The sequence below is a fragment of the Massilia sp. CT11-137 genome (assembly GCF_047302885.1).
In the GTDB taxonomy this organism is placed as follows: Bacteria; Pseudomonadota; Gammaproteobacteria; order Burkholderiales; family Burkholderiaceae_D; genus Telluria; species Telluria orientalis.
This window is the reverse complement of the sequence record NZ_JBKYMP010000002.1, coordinates 1,455,355-1,475,065: the sequence shown is the minus strand read 5'-3', so window position 1 is coordinate 1,475,065 and position 19,711 is coordinate 1,455,355. Positions and strand designations below refer to the sequence as shown.

Genomic DNA, 19,711 nt, shown 5'->3' with positions numbered 1-19,711 from the left:
ATCGTCGTGGCCGACCGACAGGCCGAGCTAGTCGATCTTGGTGGTATTTTTGGCGGTATCTTGAACATCGTTGTACCGACTTACCCCCTTGTTTTCATAGACGCTGCCGCGCCACGGTTCGGTAGACTCCGCCTCCACCGGTATTCAAATAAAAGCCCCGCCGGCGCAAGCCGGTGGGGCTTTTGTTCTATGCGATACCGGCTCCTCACGCCTCCGCAGTTTCCGCATTGCGCATCAGCCAGTGATAACGGAATGCGTCGGCGATACTCGCACATAAGGCCTCGTCATCCCAAGGCTTCGTGTGGAACCGGAATACGGCGCCGCTATTGGTCGCTTCGATGATCGCGTCGACCGCCGTGTAGCCCGACAACATGATCCGGATAACCTTCGGGTGAATCTGCTTGACGCGCGACAGGAATTCGATACCCATCATGCCGGGCATGCGCTGGTCGGAGATGACGACCTGGACGTCGTTCAAGGCAAGCAGGCTCAAACCTTCCTCTCCGCTTGCCGCGTGCAGTACCCGATAGCCCTGGCGGCGCAGAAGCCGGCGCAATGCCGCGCTGACGCCAGGGTCGTCGTCAACGAGCAGCAGCGTCCGCACCTGTTCGTCAGGACACGCCACCGGCAGCGCCCGCTCCTCGCGCAGCAACTGCTCGAATGCCGCGGCCGGAACCGGACGGCTGAAATAATAGCCCTGGATCTGGTCGCAACGGTACGTGGTCAGATAGCTGAGCTGTTCCTGGGTTTCCACGCCTTCCGCGATGACTTGCAATTGCAGGCTTTGGGCAAGCGAAATGATGGACCGCGCGATCGCCGCCGCGTCCGGATCGGTGGTAATGTCCCTGACGAACGACTTGTCGATCTTCAGCACATCGATCGGGAAGCGCTTCAGGTACGACAGGCTGGAGTAGCCGGTGCCGAAGTCGTCCAGCGACAGTTGTACGCCGAGCCCCTTGAGCGTATTCATGGTGGCGAGTGCGTGGTCGATGTCGGTCATGACCAGGCCTTCCGTCAGCTCGATGTCCAGGTAGCGTGCCGCGAGCCCTGATTCCGCCAGGACCCCTGTCACGACCTCGATCAGATCCGGCTGGTAGAATTGCTTGCCCGACAGGTTGACGCCCACGCGCAGGCCCTCCCAGCCGGCATCATGCCAACGCCTGGCGTCCGCGCACGCGGTCCGCAATACCCACGTGCCGATCGGGACGATGAGCCCGGTTTGTTCCGCCAGGTCGATGAACCGGTCGGGCGACATCATGCCGAGTTCGGGATGCGCCCAGCGCAGCAGCGCTTCCACGCCAACGATCCGACCGGTGCGCACGTCGACTTGTGGCTGGTAATGCAACAGCAATTCGCCCCGCTGGACGGCATGCCGCAGGTCGCCCTCGAGCCGCAGGCGTTCCATCGCGCGCGCTTTCATCGACGCCGTATAAAACTGCAGCTCGCCACCGCCTGCTTCCTTGGCACGCTGCATCGCGATGTGGGCATTCTTGATCAAGGCGTTCGCCGTGTCGCCGTCGGCCGGAAATACCGACAACCCGGACGTGCAGCTCAGGAAATGCTCGTGCTCCCCGACCTTGATCGGATCGCGCAGCGCGGCCATGACGCGCTGGACGGTATTGATCGCGGCGTGCTCGTCGGGTGTATCGGCGAGCACCAGCACAAATTCATCGCCACCGGTGCGCGCGGCCGTATCGTTCGGCCCCAGTGCCGTTCTCAGGCGCGCCGCTGTCTCTTGCAGGACCAGGTCGCCGGCTTCGTGGCCCAGCGTTTCGTTGACCAGGGCGAAGCGGTCGAGATCGATACAGACAAGCCAGGCCTGTTCGCCCCGGCTCAGGGCCCGTGCCATCGTTTGACTTGTCCTATCGCAAAGCAGATTACGGTTGGCAAGTCCCGTCAGGGTGTCGTAATTCGACTGATATGCAAGCTGGTCCTCGCTGGCGCGTGCCTTGCGTTCAATGTGAAGTCGTTCGACCGCGATGCTGACCGTGTGGGCGCACAGGCCAAGGATCTCCATTTCGCCCTGATCGGGCACGCGTCCGGCTTCGGTGAACACCGCGAGTGTACCGAGCAGCCGGTCCTGCCCGGAGCGAATGCCATACCACCAGCAGGCACGATCCGCATGCAGTGCGGCCGCATCGTGCGCGCCAGTCCAGCCCGGATCTTCCCCCACGTCGGCAACGAAGACCGGCCCGGCTTGCAGCCGTGCGCGTCGGTCCGGTGGCAATACCTCATCGACGTCGAATTCGTTCAGGATGCCTCGTAGCGAAGCCGGAAGACTTGGCGCGACAACGTGTTCGAAGGCGGCGCCGTCCGCACCCAGCAACATCACGGCACAGTGCATTGCATTTCCGGACGACTCGACAATGTGCGTGGCAAGTTCCAGGAGCTCCGGCAACGGCGCCCCCAGTGCCATCCGTTCCAGCAATTTCATCTGCTCGTTCTTGAACTTCTGCAGACGCCGGCTCGCGCTGATGTCGCGGCAATATACGGCAAGCCCTTCCGATGAAGGATAGGCACGAACCTTGAACCAGCGATTCAGCGGCGGGAAGTAAATATCGAATTCGACCGTGCAATGTTCATGCATGGCCCTTCGAAATTCGGTATCGGCGATGCCGCCGACGAGCGCCGGATATTCCTGCCATAACATTCGTCCAAGCAATTGCTGGCGATCACGCTGAAGCAGGCGCTCGGTTTCCTTATTGACGTACGTAAATCTCCAGTCCAGATCGACTGTGAGGAATGCCTCCGTGATGCTTTCGAGCGTGGTGCCGAGCCGGTGTGCGAGCCTGCGGATTTCGTCGTTCGCCAACCGCGTGTCATGGTTGTCGGTGGTGGTGCCGTACCATTTTACGATCGTACCGTGTTCGTCCCGGATCGGTATGGCACGCACCTGATGCCAGCGATAGCTCTGGTCGGCGCTGCGAAACACGCGGTATTCGGTCTCGAAGATGGCGCCCGAGACGAGCGACGCCTCCCAGATGCGCAGCGTCGGCGCAACGTCGTCCGGGTGCAGTATCGTGACCCAGTTGTCGGCATCGATCTTCTCGACCAGTCCCGTGTAGGCATGCACCCAACTGTTGGCGTAATCGATCGCACCATCAGGGTCGGCAGTCCATACGATTTGCGGCATCGCATCGGCAAGCTGGTGAAAACGCTGTTCGCTTTGAAACAGGGCCTGCGCGGCGTGCATCTGCTCCATCTGAAGGAGCGTCTCTTCCCGCAGCTTACGATCGGTCAAGTCAGTATGGGTCCCGATCACCCGCGCCGCCTGTCCGCCCGCATCGGTACCGACGGCCATGCCGCGACTGAAGATCCAGCGCCAGCTACCATCCTTCGCCCGCATGCGGTATTCCATCGCGTAGGTCGGCACCAGCCCGGCCACCAACCTCGCCGTGGCGTCGAGAACCCGTCCACGGTCCTCCGGGTGGATCAGGCTTTCCCATTGTTTCCCGGTCCGGATCTCGGCGTCACCATAGCCGAGCATCTCGCGCCAGCGGTGTGAAAAGTACACCGTATCGGTCCGGCCGTCCCAATCCCAGACACCATCGCCCGCGCCTTCGAGCGCATATTTCCAGCGAAACTCGCTCTCCTCGAGCGCGGCCCGGGCGCGGGCACGGTCGCGCATTCCGGACAACACGCTGTAACCGATCAGGACAATCAGGATGGACAGCCCACAGGCGCCGCCCAACACCAGGTTCCGCTGCCGGACATACGATTCGAGGATTTCATCGCGGCTACGGCCGACCGCCACGGCCAAGGCCTTCTTCGGCAATACACGCCAGGCATAGAGTCGAACGACACCGTCGATCTGCGAGGCGCGTGAATACATCAGTGTTTCCGTGCCCATCACGCCGAAGTCCGGCATGGTCCTCAGTACGTTGCGCGGCTCGGACGACACCGCCGGCTCGCGCGCGACAATTGTACCGTCAGAGCGAACCAGGGCGACTGTCCCGTGCGCGCCAAGTTGCAGCTTCCCCGAAAACCGGGTGAAGTACTCCGGTGCCACCGACAACACGATCACGCCTGCGAAACGCTTCCCGCCGGCCAGCAATGGACGGGTGAACTGGATACTTCCCCGTCCCGACACCCGGCCCTTCACCGGGCGGCTGACGAACAGCTTGTCGATCCCGGCCAGATGGGTGCGAAAGTGCTCGCGGTCGCTCAAATCGAGCCGCGGCGCCGAGCGGTCCACGCTCGAATATGCCAGGTGCCCTGTGGCGTCGATGATACTTACTTGAAATGCCACGGGTTTTTCGAGAATCGCCTGACGCTTGCGCACGTGGTCATCAAACCTGTCCGGGTCGTCGAGCCATCGTTCGCGCAGGTCGATCGCCGCCAGGTCGATCATGTTGATGGAAGAATTGACTTCTTCAGCGAACAGACGCGCAATGTTATTGCTGTCCTTGGCGGCCTCGGCCAAGGTTTTCTCATAGGTGCCGTGTAACGACGCGATCACGACGGCCCACAGGCAAGGCAAGATAACTGCCGCAATGAGGGCGAGCTGTCCAGGCAACGGAAGTCGGGAAAAAACCTGCAATGGCAGGCCGATCGATTTGGAGCTCACTCAGCGACCTTCTTATCCGGAAGGGCATCGCCGGCGCAACGACCGCGCGATACCGTTAGATAGCCTTTGATTGGACCGGCGCTATCCAGGACGGCGGCGGCGCAGTCCAGTCACGGACATCTTGCATGGCATTTCCGACCACGTCATATCGTCAACAACAGCACATTGCCCGCCAAAACCACGGCTTACATTTTACATAGATTCCCACGGGAAACATAAATGCCTTTCCACGAAGAAGAAAAAATGTCGCATTTATGCTCAATATTATTCTTGCAAAGGATGAAACCGCTGGGGAGACACCCGCTCCACTCAGACGAGCTCGCGATAAAAAAACGTCGTATCGCACAGCCCGCCTTCCGGCAGCAACGCAAAGCCGGGCACGACACCCAACCGCGTCCACCCCATGCGCGCGTACAGGCGCTCCGCCTCGGCGCTGGCCGTATCCAGCACCAGCAGCGTCTTGCCGAGCGACCGCGCTTCCCGCTCCGCCGCATCCATCAGCGCCGCGCCGACGCCCTGCTTGCGCGCCCGCCGCATGACGAGCATCTTGCACAGGTCCGCCCGATGCGGCTGGTTGTCCGGCATCGCCAGCACGAGGTGGACGGTGCCCACGATGCCGTGCTCGTCCTCGGCGACGAGCAGCGCGCGCCGGCCAGACTCGACGTCGGCCGCGAGCCCGCGCCACCAGCCGAGCGCCTGCCCCAGCGTGTATGGCTGCATGAACCCGACGGACGCTCCACCCTCGACACAGTCGAAGAGAACGGCCGCCAGGCCTTCGATGTCGGGATCGGTCAGCGAATGGATACGGCGTACGCGGCAACTCATGATCAGCTCCTGCCAAGCGTGGTAAGGACGACGGCGTAGCGCGCCGGCACGTCCCCGGGGTTGTGGAAGGAATTCGGTGCGTCGAGGGGAATGACGAGGCAGTCGCCCGTCTCCAGCAGCCAGGATTCGCTGCCGTACGTGATCTGCATGCGGCCTTCGAGGATCCAGATCTGTTGCAGCACGGCGGGCGTGCGGGGACCGGCCTCGTACGTCACGCGCGTCCGCGGCGGAAACTCCACGTCGACGATGCGTGTCGGCGACTGGAATCCTTCGGGCGATACATTGCGGCGCAGATAGCCGGAATGCGGATCCCGCCACGTGACCTGGTCGGCATGGCGTGAGACAGGCTCGGCTTTGCGCGCCGGGTCGTCGAACAGCGATGCGAGCGGCACGCCGAGGCCGGCCGCGAGCTTGTCGAGCACGACGGCCGTCGGGCTCGTCTCGCCCCGCTCGATCAACGACAGCATCGAACGGCTCACGCCGCACTGGGTCGACAAGGCATCGAGCGACAGGCCGCGCTCGCTGCGGAGGAGGCGCACCTGCTGGGCGATGCGTTCGTTAACGGTAGAGTCATCTTTCATAGTGGATGTATTCTCCAATATGAAAGATAAGACGTCAACTATTCTGGATTAGTTCTCCAGTTTATTGGATACATCGACTACGACGTCGGCCCAGGGTCCGTCCCTGGCGCCACGAGCAATTCCTTCAACAACATGTCGTTGAAGGCGGGCAGATCATCCGGCTTGCGGCTCGTAACCAGCCGGGCATCCAGCACGACTTCCTCATCCGACCACTCGGCGCCTGCATTCATCAGGTCGCGCTTCAGGCTGGGCCAGCTGGTGAGATGCTTGCCGGTGGCGATGCCCGCGTCGATCAGCGTCCACGGACCGTGGCAGATGGCCGCGACCATCTTGTCCTCGGCATCGAAGTCGCGGATGAAATCGATGGCTTCCTTGCTGAGGCGCAGTTGATCCGGATTGGCGACGCCGCCCGGCAGCACGAGCCCGTCGAAGTCCGCCGGTTTCGCGTCGCGCACGTTCATCTCGACCTTGAAGCGGTCGGCCGGCTGCATGTGATTAAAACCCTGCACTTCGTCGCCGGCGGCCTTCGGCGACAGCAACACGACGGTGGCGCCCTGCTCTTCCAGGAAAGAGCGCGGGCTCGTGTACTCGATCTGTTCCACGCCATCCGTCATGAGCATGGCGACGCGCTTGCCTTGCAAAGGCTTGTTGGCAACTTGTTCCATATAAACTCCTTTTGGTCGAACGTATGAGGACGATCGACCATTCTAGGCAGGGCTGGCGGGGCGCGTCGCACGCGGCGAATCAGGCGGACAGCGCCTGCCACACCATCCATGCGTTGGCGGAGGAAATCACGACGAACAGGAACCACGACAGCACCGTGGTCCACCACTTGTTGCCGAACTGCCCCATCAGGTCGCGGCGGCCCGTCAGGCGGATCAGCGGGTACATGGCGAACGGCAGCTGCAGGCTCAGCACGACCTGGCTGCCGACGAGCATCTTGCCGATGGCGTGGTCGCCCAGCGTGAGCACGCCGATCATCGCCGGCCCCAGCGCCAGGCCGCGCGTGATCAGGCGGCGCTGCCAGCAGGGAATCCTGAGTTTCAGGAAGCCTTCCATGATGACCTGGCCGGCGATGGTGCCGGTGAACGTCGAGCTCTGGCCGGACGCCAGCAGCGCCAGGCCGAACAGGATCGCCGCGGCCGCCGTGCCGGCGACGGGGGCCAGCAGGTAATAGGCCTGGTCGATGTCCATCACATTGCCGCCGCCCGGTTTATGGAACGCGGCCGCGGCCAGCACGAGGATGGCGCCGTTGATGAACAGCGCCAGCAGCAGCGACACGACCGTGTCGATGCGCGACAGCTTGATCGCTTCGGCCAGGTGGGCGCCGTCCTGGTTGAGGTCGTGGCGCAGGACGCGCGTCTGCACGACGGACGAGTGCAGGTACAGGTTGTGCGGCATGACGGTGGCGCCGAGGATGCCGATGGCGAGGTACAGCGCGTCGCGCTGGCCCACCTTTTCCAGCGACGGCACGAGGCCCGCCAGGACGGCGCGCGGGTCCGGGTCGACGAGGAACAGCTCCGTGAACAGGCAGATGGCGATCGTCGCGATGAGGCCCAGCACGATGGCTTCCAGTTGACGGAAGCCCTTCCCTTTCAGGCCCAGCACGATGATGGTGTCGAGGGCAGTCAGTGCCACGCCGACGGGCAGCGACACGCCCAGCAGCAGATGGAACGCGAGCGCGCAGCCGAGCACTTCAGCCAGGTCGCACGCGATGATCGACAGTTCGGCGAACGCCCACAAGCCTTTCGCGTGCACCGGCGAATATTGTTCGCGGCAATGTACGGCGAGATCCTTGCCCGTGACGATGCCGAGCCGCATGCTCAGGCATTGCAGCACGATGGCCGCCAGGCTGGACAGAACGACGACGAACAGCAGGTCGTAGCCGAATTGCGAGCCGCCTTGGATGGCGGTCGCCCAGTTGCCCGGGTCCATGTAGCCGACCGACACCAGCAGGCCGGGGCCCGCATAGCGCAGGATCTTTTTCCACAGCGGATCGTTCTCGGGCACGCTGACGGTGCCGGAGACTTCCGATGGGCAGAACGGTGCGGTGGCGTTGGTCGGTAGTTTGAGCATAGCGGGCAAGATAGCACGGTGAGTCTGGCGCACACCGTGTCCCGCCGCGCCCGCCATAAGGCCGGTGCCCGCAGGCGGCCGGACCTTCAGTCGATGCCGAGCACGCGCATGCGGGCGCGCAGGCGGCGGATCTCGTCGGCCATGTCGACCACGAGCGCGGCGAGGTCCTCGTTGGCGTCGAAGTCGCGTTCGACGCGCAGCAGGCGCCGGGCCCGTGCCAGGTCGCCGCTGCGGAAACGCCAGCTCGTCACCTGCACGCTGGTCTCGCCGCCCAGCACGCCCGCCTGCACGTGGCGCACGACCCAGTCGGTCTCCACGTTGCAGGCGCGCGCCAGTTCGTCGAGCGTCAGCGCCACGTCGTCCAGCAGCACGCCGGTGAGAATATCGTCATGCATCGTTCAGGCTCCTATGCGTTCGCGTGGATTGAAGGCAAGGTCGCGCGCCATCGCCTCGTACAGCTCGCGCGCACGGTCGCTGGTGGCGGGCGGCAGCACCACGTTCAGCATCAGGTACAGATCGCCCGGCGTCCTGGCCGGAATGCCGCGTCCTTTCAAACGCAGCTTGCGTCCGCTCTGCGACCCCGGCGGCACCGTCACCTCGACCGTGCCGGACGGCGTGGGCACCGAGATGCTCGCACCGAGCGCCGCTTCCCACGGCGCCACCGGCACGTCCTGGTACACGTGTGTCCCTTCGACGCGATAGCGCGGGTCGGGGTTCAGCTGGATTTCCAGATACAGGTCGCCGGCCGGCCCGCCGCCGAATCCCGGATGCCCCTGCCCCCGCATGCGCAGCTGCTGGCCCGGCGTGACGCCTTTCGGGATGTTCACGCTGAGGGTCTTGTCCTGCATCGTCGTGCGGCCCTGTGCATCGTGCTGCGGAACGCGCAGGCTGACCGTGCGCGTGGCGCCCTGGTAGGCGTCGCGCAGGTCGATGGAAATCGCCGCATGGATGTCCTCGCCGGGCATCTGGAACCCGCCGCCGCCCGCGTGCGCGCCCCCGCCCGCGCGCGAGCGCCGGCCCACGTGGGCGAACAGGTCGTTGAAGAAATCGTCCCCGCCGGCACCGCCGAAATCGAACTGCGTGCCCCAGTCCGGCGGCGGCTGGAAGCCCTGGCCGGGACGGTGCCCGCGGCCCAGTTCGTCGTAGGCCGCACGCTTTTCGGCGTCGCCCAGCACGTCGTAGGCCTCGTTGATTTCCTTGGTCTTCGCGTCCGCGTCCTTGTGCTTGCTGACGTCGGGGTGGTACTGCCGCACCAGCTTGCGGTAAGCCTTCTTGATGTCGTCCTGGGTCGCCGTTTTCTCGACACCAAGCGTCTGGTAATAGTCCTTGTATTCCACGAGCTTGCTCCTGGATCGGTTGGATAGTTGAATGTCCCGTAAGTTGTGGCGGGGGGCTTGCTTTTCAACTACGCCTCTTCCTGGCGCGGGATGACAAGAAGCTCGGTATCCCGGCATGCCTCCCTTAAAAATCAGTTTTTGAAATGTGGCTCTCCACCTTAACCACACGATCGCTCAACAGTGCTTGAATATGCACTTTAGTGACGAATCTTGTCGTGCCTTTTCGATCCGCGCTCACGATGATCGATTTTGCACTTCCGTCGTAGCAACACGGTGTATCGGTCTCGGGCGGACAAATAAAACCCAGTTCCTCCAAGGCTTTGCGGCGGTCGACCTGATTCACGACTCGAGGAGAATTGACCAGATTGCCTATCGAATGATCCACGGCCACCTCACCCAAAAAAAGCGAATGTTTTAGTTGTGCCGCGACTTCACTACCCAATAAATCAATGACGCATGCTTGATGCATGCCTCATCACGTCCCTCTGGCCGTGCTTAGCATTTCAACCAGTATCCGGCCAAAAACGGCAGTGCTAGATTCCTCGTGTTGCCGTTCGTCCAACAAGGAGAGAGTCATGGTGAGCAAATGGGTCAAGCGCACGAGCATCGCATTGGCGGCACTCGCCCTGCTGGGGGTCGCCACGGCTGGCGTCGGCAAGGTGCTGGGGGAACGCAAGATGGCGCGCAGCATCGCGTTGCAGGCGCGTCCGCTCGACGTCGTACCCGACGTCGCCCGCGTCGACCACGGCCGCTACCTGTACAACACGCGCGGCTGCGCCGAGTGCCATGGCGCGGACGGCGCCGGCAGGACGGTCGTGCGCGACGGCGCCATGCTCGTCGTCGCCCCCAACATCACGGCGGGCCCGAACGGCACCACGGCACGCTACCGCGTGATCGACTGGGTGCGCACCGTGCGCCATGGCGTCAAGCCGAACGGCAATCCCGTCATGATCATGCCCAGCGAGGATTACAGCCGCCTCAGCGACGAAGACATGGCCGCCCTCGTCGCCTTCCTGGAACAGATGCGGCCCGTGTCCGGCGCGAAGGCCGTCATCGACGTGCCGGTGCCCGTGAAGGCGCTGTACGCGTTCGGCGTGATCAAGGATGCGTCCGAAAAGATCGACCACGCCCTCGCGCCGCCGCAGGCCGTGCCGGCCGCCGTCACGCCGGCGTATGGCGCCTATGTCGCCGCCACGTGCACCGGCTGCCACGGCGCGGACCTGGCCGGCGGCCGCGTCCCCGGCGCCCCGCCGTCCTGGCCGCCCGCCGCGCGGCTGGCACCCGGCAAGGGCAGCGCGATGAACCGCTATCCGACGGCGGACGCGTTCATGGCCATGCTGCGGACGGGCCACCGGCCGGACGGCAGCGCGATCAGTCCCGTGATGCCGTTTGGGTCGTTCCGGCAGATGAACGAGACGGACATGCGGGCGCTGTATGCCTACCTGAAATCGGTACCGGGGACGACCCTGGCGCAGCGCTAGTTGTCGTTCCCGCCCATGCTGAGCAACAAAATTCTGTACATGTTAGTCAGTGCAACCTGAGCCGACTTCGGAAACTCAGCTTGGATTCCCGCCTGCGCGGGAATGACGGGTTGGAAGTAAAATGATCGGTTTCCCCAGCAAACCGATCCATGACGTCCAACCTGTCCAGCGCCGGCGCCCTTGCACCGCATCCCGTCCGCACCGAGATCGCCACCTTGTGGCGGCTCTCGTGGCCCATGCTCGTGGGCCAGCTCGCGACCGTCGGCATGGGCGTGGCGGACGTCGCCATGACGGGCCACGTCAGCGCTGAAGAGCTCGCCGCAGTGTCGCTCGGCACGTCCGTGTGGTCGATCATCCTCGTCACCGTCATGGGCATCATGATGGCCGTGAACTCGGTCGTCTCGCACGAGATGGGCGCCGCCCGCTTCGACCGCATTTCCCACTCCGTGCGCGAATCGCTGTGGATGGGTCTCGGCGTCGGCGTCGCGGGCTGTCTCGCGGCAAACCTGTGCACGCTCGTGTTCGATCACATCGGCCTGGACCAGGCCGTCGCGGACCGCGCCTCAAGCTTCCTGCACATCATCAGCCTCGGCATGCCCGCGTTCGCCTGCTACCGCGCGCTGTACGGCTATACGACGAGCATCAACCAGACCAAGCCGATCATGATCATCGCGCTCTGCGGCCTCCTGTACAACATCGGCATGAACTGGCTGTTCATCTTCGGCGAGTTCGGCTTGCCGAAACTGGGCGCGCTGGGCTGTGCCGTGTCGACGGCCAGCGGCATGTGGCTGATGCTGGGCGCGATGGTCGTGTGGATCAGGTTGTCCAGCGCGTACCGGCAGACGTATCCGTTCGCGCACTGGGAAGGCCCGAACTGGAAAGAGATCGGCAGCATGCTGCGCCTGGGCCTGCCGATCGGCGTCACGCACTTCGCCGAGGTCAGCGCGTTCGGCATCATCAGCCTGCTCGTGGCGCGCTTCGGCGTGATCGAGGTGTCGGCGCACCAGATCGCGCTGAACTTCGTGTCGCTCGTGTTCATGGTGCCGCTGAGCTTCGGCATCGGCGCGCTCACGCGCGTGGGCCAGGCGATGGGTGAAGGCAATCCGGTGCGCGCGCGTTTCGTCGCCTGGGTGGGTACGGGCATGTGCATCGCGTTCGGCCTGATGTCGGCCATCGGCATCGCCCTCTTCCGCTGGCAGATCGCGGCGATGTACACGTCCGACGCGGCCGTCCAGGCCACGTGCGTGATGCTGCTGCTGTTCGCCGCGCTGTTCCAGCTGTCCGATTCCACGCAGGTCGCGGCCGCCTCGGCCATCCGCGGCTACAAGGTGACGCGCTCGCCGATGGTGATCCAGATGATCGCGTTCTGGGGCGTGGCCCTGCCCGTCGGCTGGATCCTGGGCCTCGCGCCGGACTGGTTCCCGTGGTCGCCGGGCAAGCCGATGGCCGCGACCGGCTTCTGGATCGGCCTCGTGCTGGGCCTGACCGTGGCCGCCGTGTTGCTGGCATGGTCGCTGAATCAACTTTCCAAGCTGCGCATCCGCGACCACGCATAAACTCGGGGTCATAAATTCGGGGTCAGAGCACTTTTTTGTGCACAATCCTTGAAGCAAGCTTTAATGGTGGCCCAAGCCCGCTTGCACTTCCTGTTGCAAGCGCCGGGTGTCCTCGCAGCGATTTTGTCCAGCGACACATTGATCGAAAATGTGCTCTGACCCCGAATCTAAAGCAAAAAAAAGCCGATGGACGGGGAATCCATCGGCGTAACCCTAGGAGAGAGTTTCATCCTATTGTCGGCATTGGGGTGCCGACGAAATGATCATAGTGCATTGCAGCAGATGCAAACATTACAGTTCGTCCATCATCCCTTCCTTCCCGCCCGCCGTCTTTACAGCGTTTCGCGGACGACTCTGGTATCGTTCCGCCGTTGCACAAGAATAATTTCTTAATTCTTTACCCAAGAGCCCCCATGCGCCTTTTTCTCTGCCTTTTAGCCGCATTGTCGGTCGTTCCCGCATCGGCGGAACGGCTGACGCTGGACCGTATCCACGCCGACCCGGCGTTGGCCGGTCCAGGCGTCCGCAGCCTGCGCGTCTCGCCCGACGGCGAACGCGTGACCTTCCTGCGCGGACGCACCGACAACCAGTTCCAGCTGGACCTGTGGGAATTCAACATGAAGGACAAGACCACGCACCGCCTGGTCGACTCCAAGCAGCTGGTCCCGAACGAAAACCTGTCGCTGGAAGAAAAGGCAAGGCGCGAGCGTGCCCGCACGGCCAGCCTGTCCGGCATCCTGAGCTATAGCTGGTCGCCGGACGGCAAGCAGCTGCTCGTGCCGATCGCGGGCGACCTGTACCTCGTCGACGTGAACCGGCCGGAAGGCGCACGCAAGGTCGCGTCCGGCAATGTCGGCGATCCGAAGATTTCGCCGAAGGGCCGCTACGTCTCGTACGTGCGCGACCAGAACCTGTTCGTCATCGACCTCACGACGGGCCAGGAGCGCCAGCTGACGACGGACGGCAAGGACACCGTGCACAACGGCGAAGCGGAATTCGTCGCGCAGGAAGAGATGGACCAGCACACGGGCTATTACTGGGCCCCGGACGATTCGGCCATCGCCTACCGCCGCTACGACGAGGCGCAGGTGCCCGTCGCGCGCCGCTTCGAGATCTTCGCGGACCGCACGGAAGTCATCGACCAGCGCTACCCCGCCGCCGGCGCGAAGAACGTCGAGATCGACCTGATGATCGTGAACCCGGCGACGGGCGCGCAGAAGAAGGTCGACCTCGGTCCCGAGAATGACATCTACCTCGTGCGCGCCGACTGGAGCGCGGATGCCAGGACCCTCGTCTACCAGCGCCAGTCGCGCGACCAGAAGCGTCTCGATCTCGTCGCCGTCGACGCGGCCACGCTGACCCAGCGCCCGCTGCTGACGGAAACGTCGAAAACCTGGGTCAGCATCCACGACGACCTGCGCTTCCTCGGCCGCCAGAAGGCCTTCATCTGGGCCTCCGAGCGCAGCGGCCGCAAGCACCTGTACCTGTACGACCTGTCGGGCAAGCTGCTGCACCCGATCTCGAGCGGCGAATGGGGCGTCGACAACATCCTCGCCGTCGACGAGCAGGCCGGCAAGGTCTATATCGCGTCGAACAAGGATGCCGTCATCGACAAGCAGACGTATGTGCTGAACCTCGACGGCAGCAATGCGAACAAGCCGGTCCGCCTGACGAAGCAGGACGGCTGGCACGAAGACGTGTTCGCCCGCAATGGCAAGATTTTCGTGGACACGTTCTCCGATCCGGACACGCCGCCGCAAGTGTCGATCCGCCGCGCGGACGGCAGCATGGTCGAGTGGCTCGAACACAACGAGCTGAACGCCCAGCACCCGTACGCGAACTACGCGAAGGATCACCTGCCAACGGAATACGGCAGCATCAAGGCGCACGACGGCCAGACACTGTACTACTCGATGATCAAGCCGGCCAACTTCGACGCCACGAAGCGCTACCCGGTCTTCCTGTTCACGTACGGCGGCCCGCATTCGCAGCGCGTCACGCGCCAGTGGGGCAACCTGTTCAACCAGTACATGGCCCAGCAGGGCTTCGTCGTGTTCGTGCTGGACAACCGCGGTTCGTCGCGCCGCGAGCGCGCGTTCACCGACGTCATCTACGGCAACCTCGGCGCGCATGAAGTCGAAGACCAGCTGACGGGCATCGACTGGCTGGCGCAACAACGCTTCGTCGATCCGAAGCGCGTGGGCGTGTTCGGCTGGAGCTATGGCGGCTTCATGACCCTGCGCCTGCTGGAGGCTGGCTCGGACAAGATCGCGATGGGCGTGTCGGTGGCGCCCGTGACGGACTGGGCGCTGTACGACACGCACTACACCGAGCAGTTCGTGGGCGCGACGCCGCAGGCGGATCCGGCCGCGTACGAGCGCAGCGGCGTGTTCGCGCACCTGGACGGCCTGAAGTCGCCGCTGCTGCTGGTACACGGCATGGCCGACGACAACGTGCTGTTCACGAACTCGACACGCCTGATCGACGCGCTCGTCAACCGCAACGTGCGCTTCGAGTTGATGACGTATCCGGGTGCCAAGCACGGCATTTCGTCGCGCGCGGGGCAACGTCACGTGTATGGCCTGATCGAGGCGTTCTTCAAGAAGAACCTGGGCGGGACCGCGCCGAAGTAAGATTCGTTTCCCAATAAAAAAATCGGTCGCAAGTGCGGCCGATTTTTCTTGGCGCCAGCTTATTTGGTGGCGTCGTGGATTTTTTCCTTCAGGTCGCCCAGCTTTTCCTGGGTCTTGCCTTCGACCTGGTTCTGCAAGCCTTTCACCTGCTGCTCCGGGCTGCCGACGATCTTGCCGGCCTCCTCCTGGATCTTGCCGCCGATGTCTTGCAGTTTGCCGTTGATCTGGTCCGAATTCATGGTGTTCTCCTTTCGTTCAAAGTTCGACACCATCGTAGCGCCCGCGCCCGTATGGCTCAGTTAGCGCACGCACATTGCCACGCGCGCGACGGCCCCGCGGCGCCGCTGATAGCATTCTGTCATGAACGACACGTCCACCTCCCCCGCCGTCAAGCCGGCCCAGCGCAAACTGATGCGCCGCTTCGTCCTTGTCGACGGCATCGCGGTGCTGTTCCTCGCGCTCGTCGCGGCCGTCGTGCTGGCCATCGACGCGCTGCTGCTGCTCTTTGCCTGCGTCCTGTTTGCCGTGCTGTTGTACGAGCTGAGCGCGATCCTGTGCCGGCGCTTCGGCTGGAACCGCAAGCTCGCGCTCGTCGTCGTCGTGCTGGCGCTGCTGCTCATCATCGGGCTCGGCGGGTGGGCGATGGCGCCGCAGATTGCCGAACAATCGACCGAACTGGCGCAGCAGATTCCGCAATCGCTGCAGCGCCTGCGCCAGATGGTGGAGAACCAGCCGCTGCTCGCGCGCATCGCCGCCGACCTGCCGGATGCCAAGCAACTGATCGGATCGATGCAGCAGTTCGTGCCGAACGCGGGCCTGTTCTTCGGCGGCGTGCTCGGCGCGCTCGGCAACGTCGTTATCATCGTGTTCGTCGGCATTTATTTTGCGCTGTCGCCGCGCCAGTACAAGCAAGGCGTCGTGAAGCTCGTACCGCAGGGCAAGCGCGAGCGCGCCGTGCAGGTGATGGACGACATCGGCGACACGCTGGCGCGCTGGCTGATCGGCAAATCGCTGTCGATGCTGATCGTCGGCGCCGCGACGGCGGGCGGGCTCACGCTGCTGGGCGTGCCACTGGGTCTGATCCTCGGCATCATCGCCGGGCTGCTCGACTTCATTCCCTACATCGGCCCGATCATGGCGGGCGTACCGGCGGTATTGATCGCGCTGTCGATCAGTCCCGACCTGGCGCTGTACACGGTGCTGCTGTTCCTCGGCATCCAGACGGTCGAAGGCTATGTGCTGCAGCCGCTCGTCGAGGCGCGCGCGGTCGAGATTCCGCCTGCGCTCACCATCGTCATGCAGCTCGTGTTCGGCACGCTGTTCGGTTTCGCGGGCATCGCCCTGGCGACGCCGTTGACGGCCATGTTGGTGGTGCTCGTCGACAAGCTGTACGTGGAAGACATCCTCGGCGACCGGCAGGCCGAATAAGTAAAACGGCCGCACGCGGCGGCCGTTGGTCAGGTGGACAGGGTCCGCGTATCAGCGGTTGCCCTTGTTGATCGCGTCACGCAGATCACCGGCTTTTTCCTGCACCTTGCCTTCGACCTGCTTCGACAGGCCCTTGGCCTGCTGTTCGCTGCTGCCGACAGCCTTGCCGACATCCTCCTGAATCTTGCCGCCGATATCCTTGGCTTTACCTTTGATTTGGTCGTCGTTCATGTCGGAATCCTCCTTGATGAGTAAGACCGCTTGCGAATCAAGCGGGATGCATTCAGGATAATTGGATGGCGACCTTCATTCTGTACGCAAACTAACAAACCATTAACTTGCCTTGCGCCACACGCTGGCCAGCCAGGGCTGCTGCTCGCGCGGCAATCCTTCCGGACGGTAATAGTGGCGCAGCGGCACGAAGCCGGCCTCGACGACGTAGCGCTCCCAAGCGGCGTAGTCGTGGAAGCAGCCGTAGCGCGGCCCGTTCCACCCTTCTTCGTTATGGCCGCGTGGATTCGAGCTGAACAGCACGCCGCCCGGCTTCAGCGCCGCGCACAATTCCCTCAGCACCTTCGGCAGCAGCTCGCGCGGCACGTGGAACAGCGACGCGTTCGCGAAGATGCCGTCGAACATGGCGTCCGGCAAGTCCAGGTCGATGAAATTCTGGTGCCACACCTCGCCGCCGCTGTAGTCGCGCGCCATCTCGACGAATCGTTCGCTGCCGTCCAGGCCGATGGCGTGGTGACCCAGCGCCGTGAACGTCTTCAAATCACGGCCCGGCCCGCAGCCGAAGTCGAGAATGGTGTACGGGGCCGGCGCCTCGATCGAACTCAGCAGCGCATCGATGTTCTGGCTGACGTCGTGGTCGATGGTGCCGGCGAAGAACCGGCGCGCGTTGTCGTCGTAATGGTGCAGCGTGCGCCGCGTGATGTCTTCGTAGTCGTCGTCTTCGATCATAGGTGCAAAGTGATGGATGATGCGCCGGTCGACGTCGATAAATTGTTGCTTCATAAGTGCTGTCTCAAAAGCAATAACCACGCTGAAAGATGCCCGGACCATTCTAGTCCGGGGCTCTTTCCGACCGGCGCAGCTTACCCGTCAGACATAAATCGCCGGCTTACCAAACGCGTACGCGCTCGTCCGGCGGCAGGTACAGCGCCTGCCCCGGCTGCACGTCGAACGCCTTGTACCAGGCGTCCAGGTTGCGCACGGTGGCCGTGCGGTATTGCGGCGGAGCGTGGCCGTCCGTCAGGATACCGCGCCGCTCGGCCGCCTCGCGCGCCTTCGTGCGCCAGCTCTGCGCATAGCCCGTGAAGAACTGGCGGTCGCTCTCCTCCGACGCGTTCTTGCCGGCGGCGGCGCGGTAGGCATCATACGACGCTTCCAGGCCCGCCAGGTCGGCGAGGTTTTCGGACAGGGTCAGCTGGCCATTGACGGCGAGGTCCGGGTACGGTTTATAGGCGTTGTACTGCTCGACGAGCTTCCGGGACGCGGCCTTGAAGTGCTCCATGTCCTCCTTCGTCCACCAGTCGCGCAGGCGGCCCTGGGCGTCGAACTGCGAACCCTGGTCGTCGAAGCTGTGGCTGATCTCGTGGCCGATGATGGCGCCGATCGCGCCGTAGTTGACGGCATCCGGCGCCTTCGGGTCGAAGAACGGCGGCTGCAGGATCGCGGCCGGGAAGTTCAGCGCGTTCTGCAGCGGCAGGTTGACGGCATTGACGAGCTGCGGCGGCATCGACCAGTCCGTGCGGTCCGGCTTCGCATGCAGCTTCGCGAATTCCTGGTCCGTGTGGAACGCCTCGGCGCGCAGCGCGTTGCCGAACGCATCCTTGGCATCGACCTTCAGGCCAGCGTACGATTTCCACCGGTCCGGATAGCCGACGCCCACGTACAGGGTCTTCAGTTTTTCCTTCGCCTGGGCGCGGGTGGCGGGCGCCATCCAGTCGAGCTTGTCGACGCGCTTGCCGAACGCCGCGACGATGTTCGCGACCATCTTCTGCAGCTGCGCCTTGTTCTCGGCCGGGAAGTATTTGGCGACGTACAGCTTGCCGACCGCCTCGTCCATCGCCTCGTTCGTCGCACCCAGCGCCCGCTTCCAGCGCATCGATTGCTGCGGCGTGCCCGACAGCGCCTTGCCGTAGAACGCGAAGCGCTGGTCGACGAAGGCCTTCGGCAGCACGTTGGCCATGCGGTTGATGGTGTGGAAGGCGAGATAATCCTTCCAGGTCGCGAGGTCGATCTTGTCGACGAGCGCCGCCTCGCCTTTGACTGCGGACGGATGCCAGACGATGAACTTGTCCTGGCCGCCCAGGCGCGCGGCCTTGAAGAACGCATCCCAGTCCAGGCCCGGCGCGTTGGCGGCGAAGTCCTTGCGGGTCCATGTGTTGTCGGCCTTCAGCACGTCGGCCGAGTCGGCGCGGGTGCCGTGGGTGTTGGCGATGTCGACTTCGAGCGCGAAGATTTTCGCGGCGCGGGCGTCGGCGTCCGCATCGGTCGCCGCATAACCCGCCAGTTTCAGCATCGCGGCGATGTGCTTCTGGTACTGGCTGCGCAGGCCGGCCATGCGCTCGTTGTTGTCCAGATAATAGGCGCGGTCCGGCATGCCCAGGCCGCCCTGCAGCAGGTACGGCCAGTTGTGGGCCGGATCGTGCAGCCCGGGCGAGATCCAGACGCCGAAGATGTTCTCGGTCGCAAAATGCGTATTGTTCAGCGGGTCGACGTCCGCGCGCACGGACGCGCCAAGCGCGCGCATGAGGCCCGCCTTGTCCTTGATGGCGCCGACCTGCGCCAGCAGCGGCTTCAGCGGGGCGGTGCCGCGCGCCTCGATCGCGGGCTCGTCCATGTAGGCGTTGTAGTAATCGGCAACCTTGCGCGCTTCCGGTCCCGCTTTCTTGTTGGAGTCGACGCCTTCGATCAGCTTGACGATGCGCTGGTTGGTGTCTTCCGCCAGGTTGTCCATCGCGCCCCAGCGGCTGCGGTCCTCGGGGATGGTCGTTTTGGCAAGCCAATCCTTGTTGGCCCAGGCAAAGAAATCGTCGCCCGGCCGCAAGGTGGCCTGGGCCGTCCCGGCCGCATTGACGTCCTCCCTGGCCGCGGGCGGGGTCTGCCCGGATGCCGCCGCGCCCGTGGTAACGAGCGCGGTACCGCACATCGCGAGGACGATGACGGTCCTGACCGGAGTCCAGCTGATGTTCATGGTGCCTCTCCTAAAAAAATTTCAAAAA

16 protein-coding genes are annotated in these 19,711 nt (G+C 63.8%); 4 read left to right on the top strand and 12 right to left on the bottom strand.

The features are described 5' to 3' along the window. Positions 1 to 205 precede the first annotated feature (205 nt). The 8 genes from ACEN98_RS23310 to ACEN98_RS23275 form a co-directional block, all read right to left on the bottom strand. Entirely contained in the window at positions 206 to 4,567 is a 4,362-nt protein-coding gene (locus ACEN98_RS23310; protein WP_413387312.1) for an EAL domain-containing protein, read from the bottom strand. Between the two features lie 309 nt (positions 4,568 to 4,876). After that, entirely contained in the window at positions 4,877 to 5,392 is a 516-nt protein-coding gene (locus ACEN98_RS23305; protein WP_413387311.1) for an N-acetyltransferase family protein, read from the bottom strand. A 2-nt stretch (positions 5,393 to 5,394) separates the two neighbouring features. Beyond that, positions 5,395 to 5,973, bottom strand: coding sequence for a helix-turn-helix domain-containing protein (locus tag ACEN98_RS23300; protein ID WP_413387310.1), 579 nt, complete (start codon positions 5,971 to 5,973; stop codon positions 5,395 to 5,397). Positions 5,974 to 6,050: 77 nt separating this feature from the next. Further along, on the bottom strand, positions 6,051 to 6,638 hold the full coding sequence (locus ACEN98_RS23295; protein WP_056129148.1) for a type 1 glutamine amidotransferase domain-containing protein: 588 nt from the start codon (positions 6,636 to 6,638) through the stop codon (positions 6,051 to 6,053). 79 nt (positions 6,639 to 6,717) lie between these two features. Further along, a complete protein-coding gene (locus tag ACEN98_RS23290; RefSeq protein WP_413387309.1) occupies positions 6,718 to 8,049 on the bottom strand; it encodes an Nramp family divalent metal transporter in 1,332 nt (443 codons plus the stop codon). A gap of 86 nt (positions 8,050 to 8,135) precedes the next feature. Continuing rightward, on the bottom strand, positions 8,136 to 8,444 hold the full coding sequence (locus tag ACEN98_RS23285; RefSeq protein ID WP_258850413.1) for a chaperone modulator CbpM: 309 nt from the start codon (positions 8,442 to 8,444) through the stop codon (positions 8,136 to 8,138). 3 nt (positions 8,445 to 8,447) lie between these two features. Beyond that, on the bottom strand, positions 8,448 to 9,386 hold the full coding sequence (locus tag ACEN98_RS23280; protein WP_413387307.1) for a DnaJ C-terminal domain-containing protein: 939 nt from the start codon (positions 9,384 to 9,386) through the stop codon (positions 8,448 to 8,450). Positions 9,387 to 9,510: 124 nt separating this feature from the next. Continuing rightward, positions 9,511 to 9,855: a hypothetical protein gene (locus tag ACEN98_RS23275; RefSeq protein ID WP_413387306.1), complete on the bottom strand. Its 345-nt coding sequence runs from the start codon at positions 9,853 to 9,855 to the stop codon at positions 9,511 to 9,513. Positions 9,856 to 9,961: 106 nt separating this feature from the next. Between ACEN98_RS23275 and ACEN98_RS23270 the strand changes: the two genes are divergently transcribed. From ACEN98_RS23270 to ACEN98_RS23260, 3 genes are all read left to right on the top strand, one after another. After that, positions 9,962 to 10,867, top strand: a complete 906-nt coding sequence (locus ACEN98_RS23270; protein ID WP_413387305.1) for a c-type cytochrome — start codon at positions 9,962 to 9,964, stop codon at positions 10,865 to 10,867. A gap of 149 nt (positions 10,868 to 11,016) precedes the next feature. Further along, positions 11,017 to 12,423 (top strand): MATE family efflux transporter, encoded by a 1,407-nt coding sequence (locus tag ACEN98_RS23265; RefSeq protein WP_413387304.1) that lies wholly within the window; start codon positions 11,017 to 11,019, stop codon positions 12,421 to 12,423. A 413-nt stretch (positions 12,424 to 12,836) separates the two neighbouring features. Next, positions 12,837 to 15,056 (top strand): alpha/beta fold hydrolase, encoded by a 2,220-nt coding sequence (locus ACEN98_RS23260; RefSeq protein ID WP_413387303.1) that lies wholly within the window; start codon positions 12,837 to 12,839, stop codon positions 15,054 to 15,056. 59 nt (positions 15,057 to 15,115) lie between these two features. Here ACEN98_RS23260 and ACEN98_RS23255 read toward each other — a convergent pair whose 3' ends face one another. Beyond that, the gene (locus tag ACEN98_RS23255; protein ID WP_036237358.1) at positions 15,116 to 15,295 is read right to left on the bottom strand and encodes a CsbD family protein; all 180 of its coding nucleotides are present in this window, start codon (positions 15,293 to 15,295) and stop codon (positions 15,116 to 15,118) included. Positions 15,296 to 15,416: 121 nt separating this feature from the next. Between ACEN98_RS23255 and ACEN98_RS23250 the strand changes: the two genes are divergently transcribed. Continuing rightward, positions 15,417 to 16,484 carry an AI-2E family transporter gene (locus ACEN98_RS23250; RefSeq protein ID WP_413387302.1) on the top strand — a complete coding sequence of 356 codons (1,068 nt, stop codon included), beginning with the start codon at positions 15,417 to 15,419 and terminating at the stop codon, positions 16,482 to 16,484. 51 nt (positions 16,485 to 16,535) lie between these two features. On the opposite strand, the gene ACEN98_RS23245 is transcribed toward ACEN98_RS23250, so the two are convergent. The 3 genes from ACEN98_RS23245 to ACEN98_RS23235 all read right to left on the bottom strand — a co-directional run bounded on the left by ACEN98_RS23245 (position 16,536) and on the right by ACEN98_RS23235 (position 19,683). Continuing rightward, entirely contained in the window at positions 16,536 to 16,715 is a 180-nt protein-coding gene (locus ACEN98_RS23245; protein ID WP_413387301.1) for a CsbD family protein, read from the bottom strand. A 102-nt stretch (positions 16,716 to 16,817) separates the two neighbouring features. Then, on the bottom strand, positions 16,818 to 17,444 hold the full coding sequence (locus ACEN98_RS23240) for a class I SAM-dependent methyltransferase (protein WP_413389073.1): 627 nt from the start codon (positions 17,442 to 17,444) through the stop codon (positions 16,818 to 16,820). A gap of 160 nt (positions 17,445 to 17,604) precedes the next feature. Then, entirely contained in the window at positions 17,605 to 19,683 is a 2,079-nt protein-coding gene (locus ACEN98_RS23235; protein WP_413387300.1) for a M13 family metallopeptidase, read from the bottom strand. Between the last annotated feature and the right edge of the window lie 28 nt (positions 19,684 to 19,711).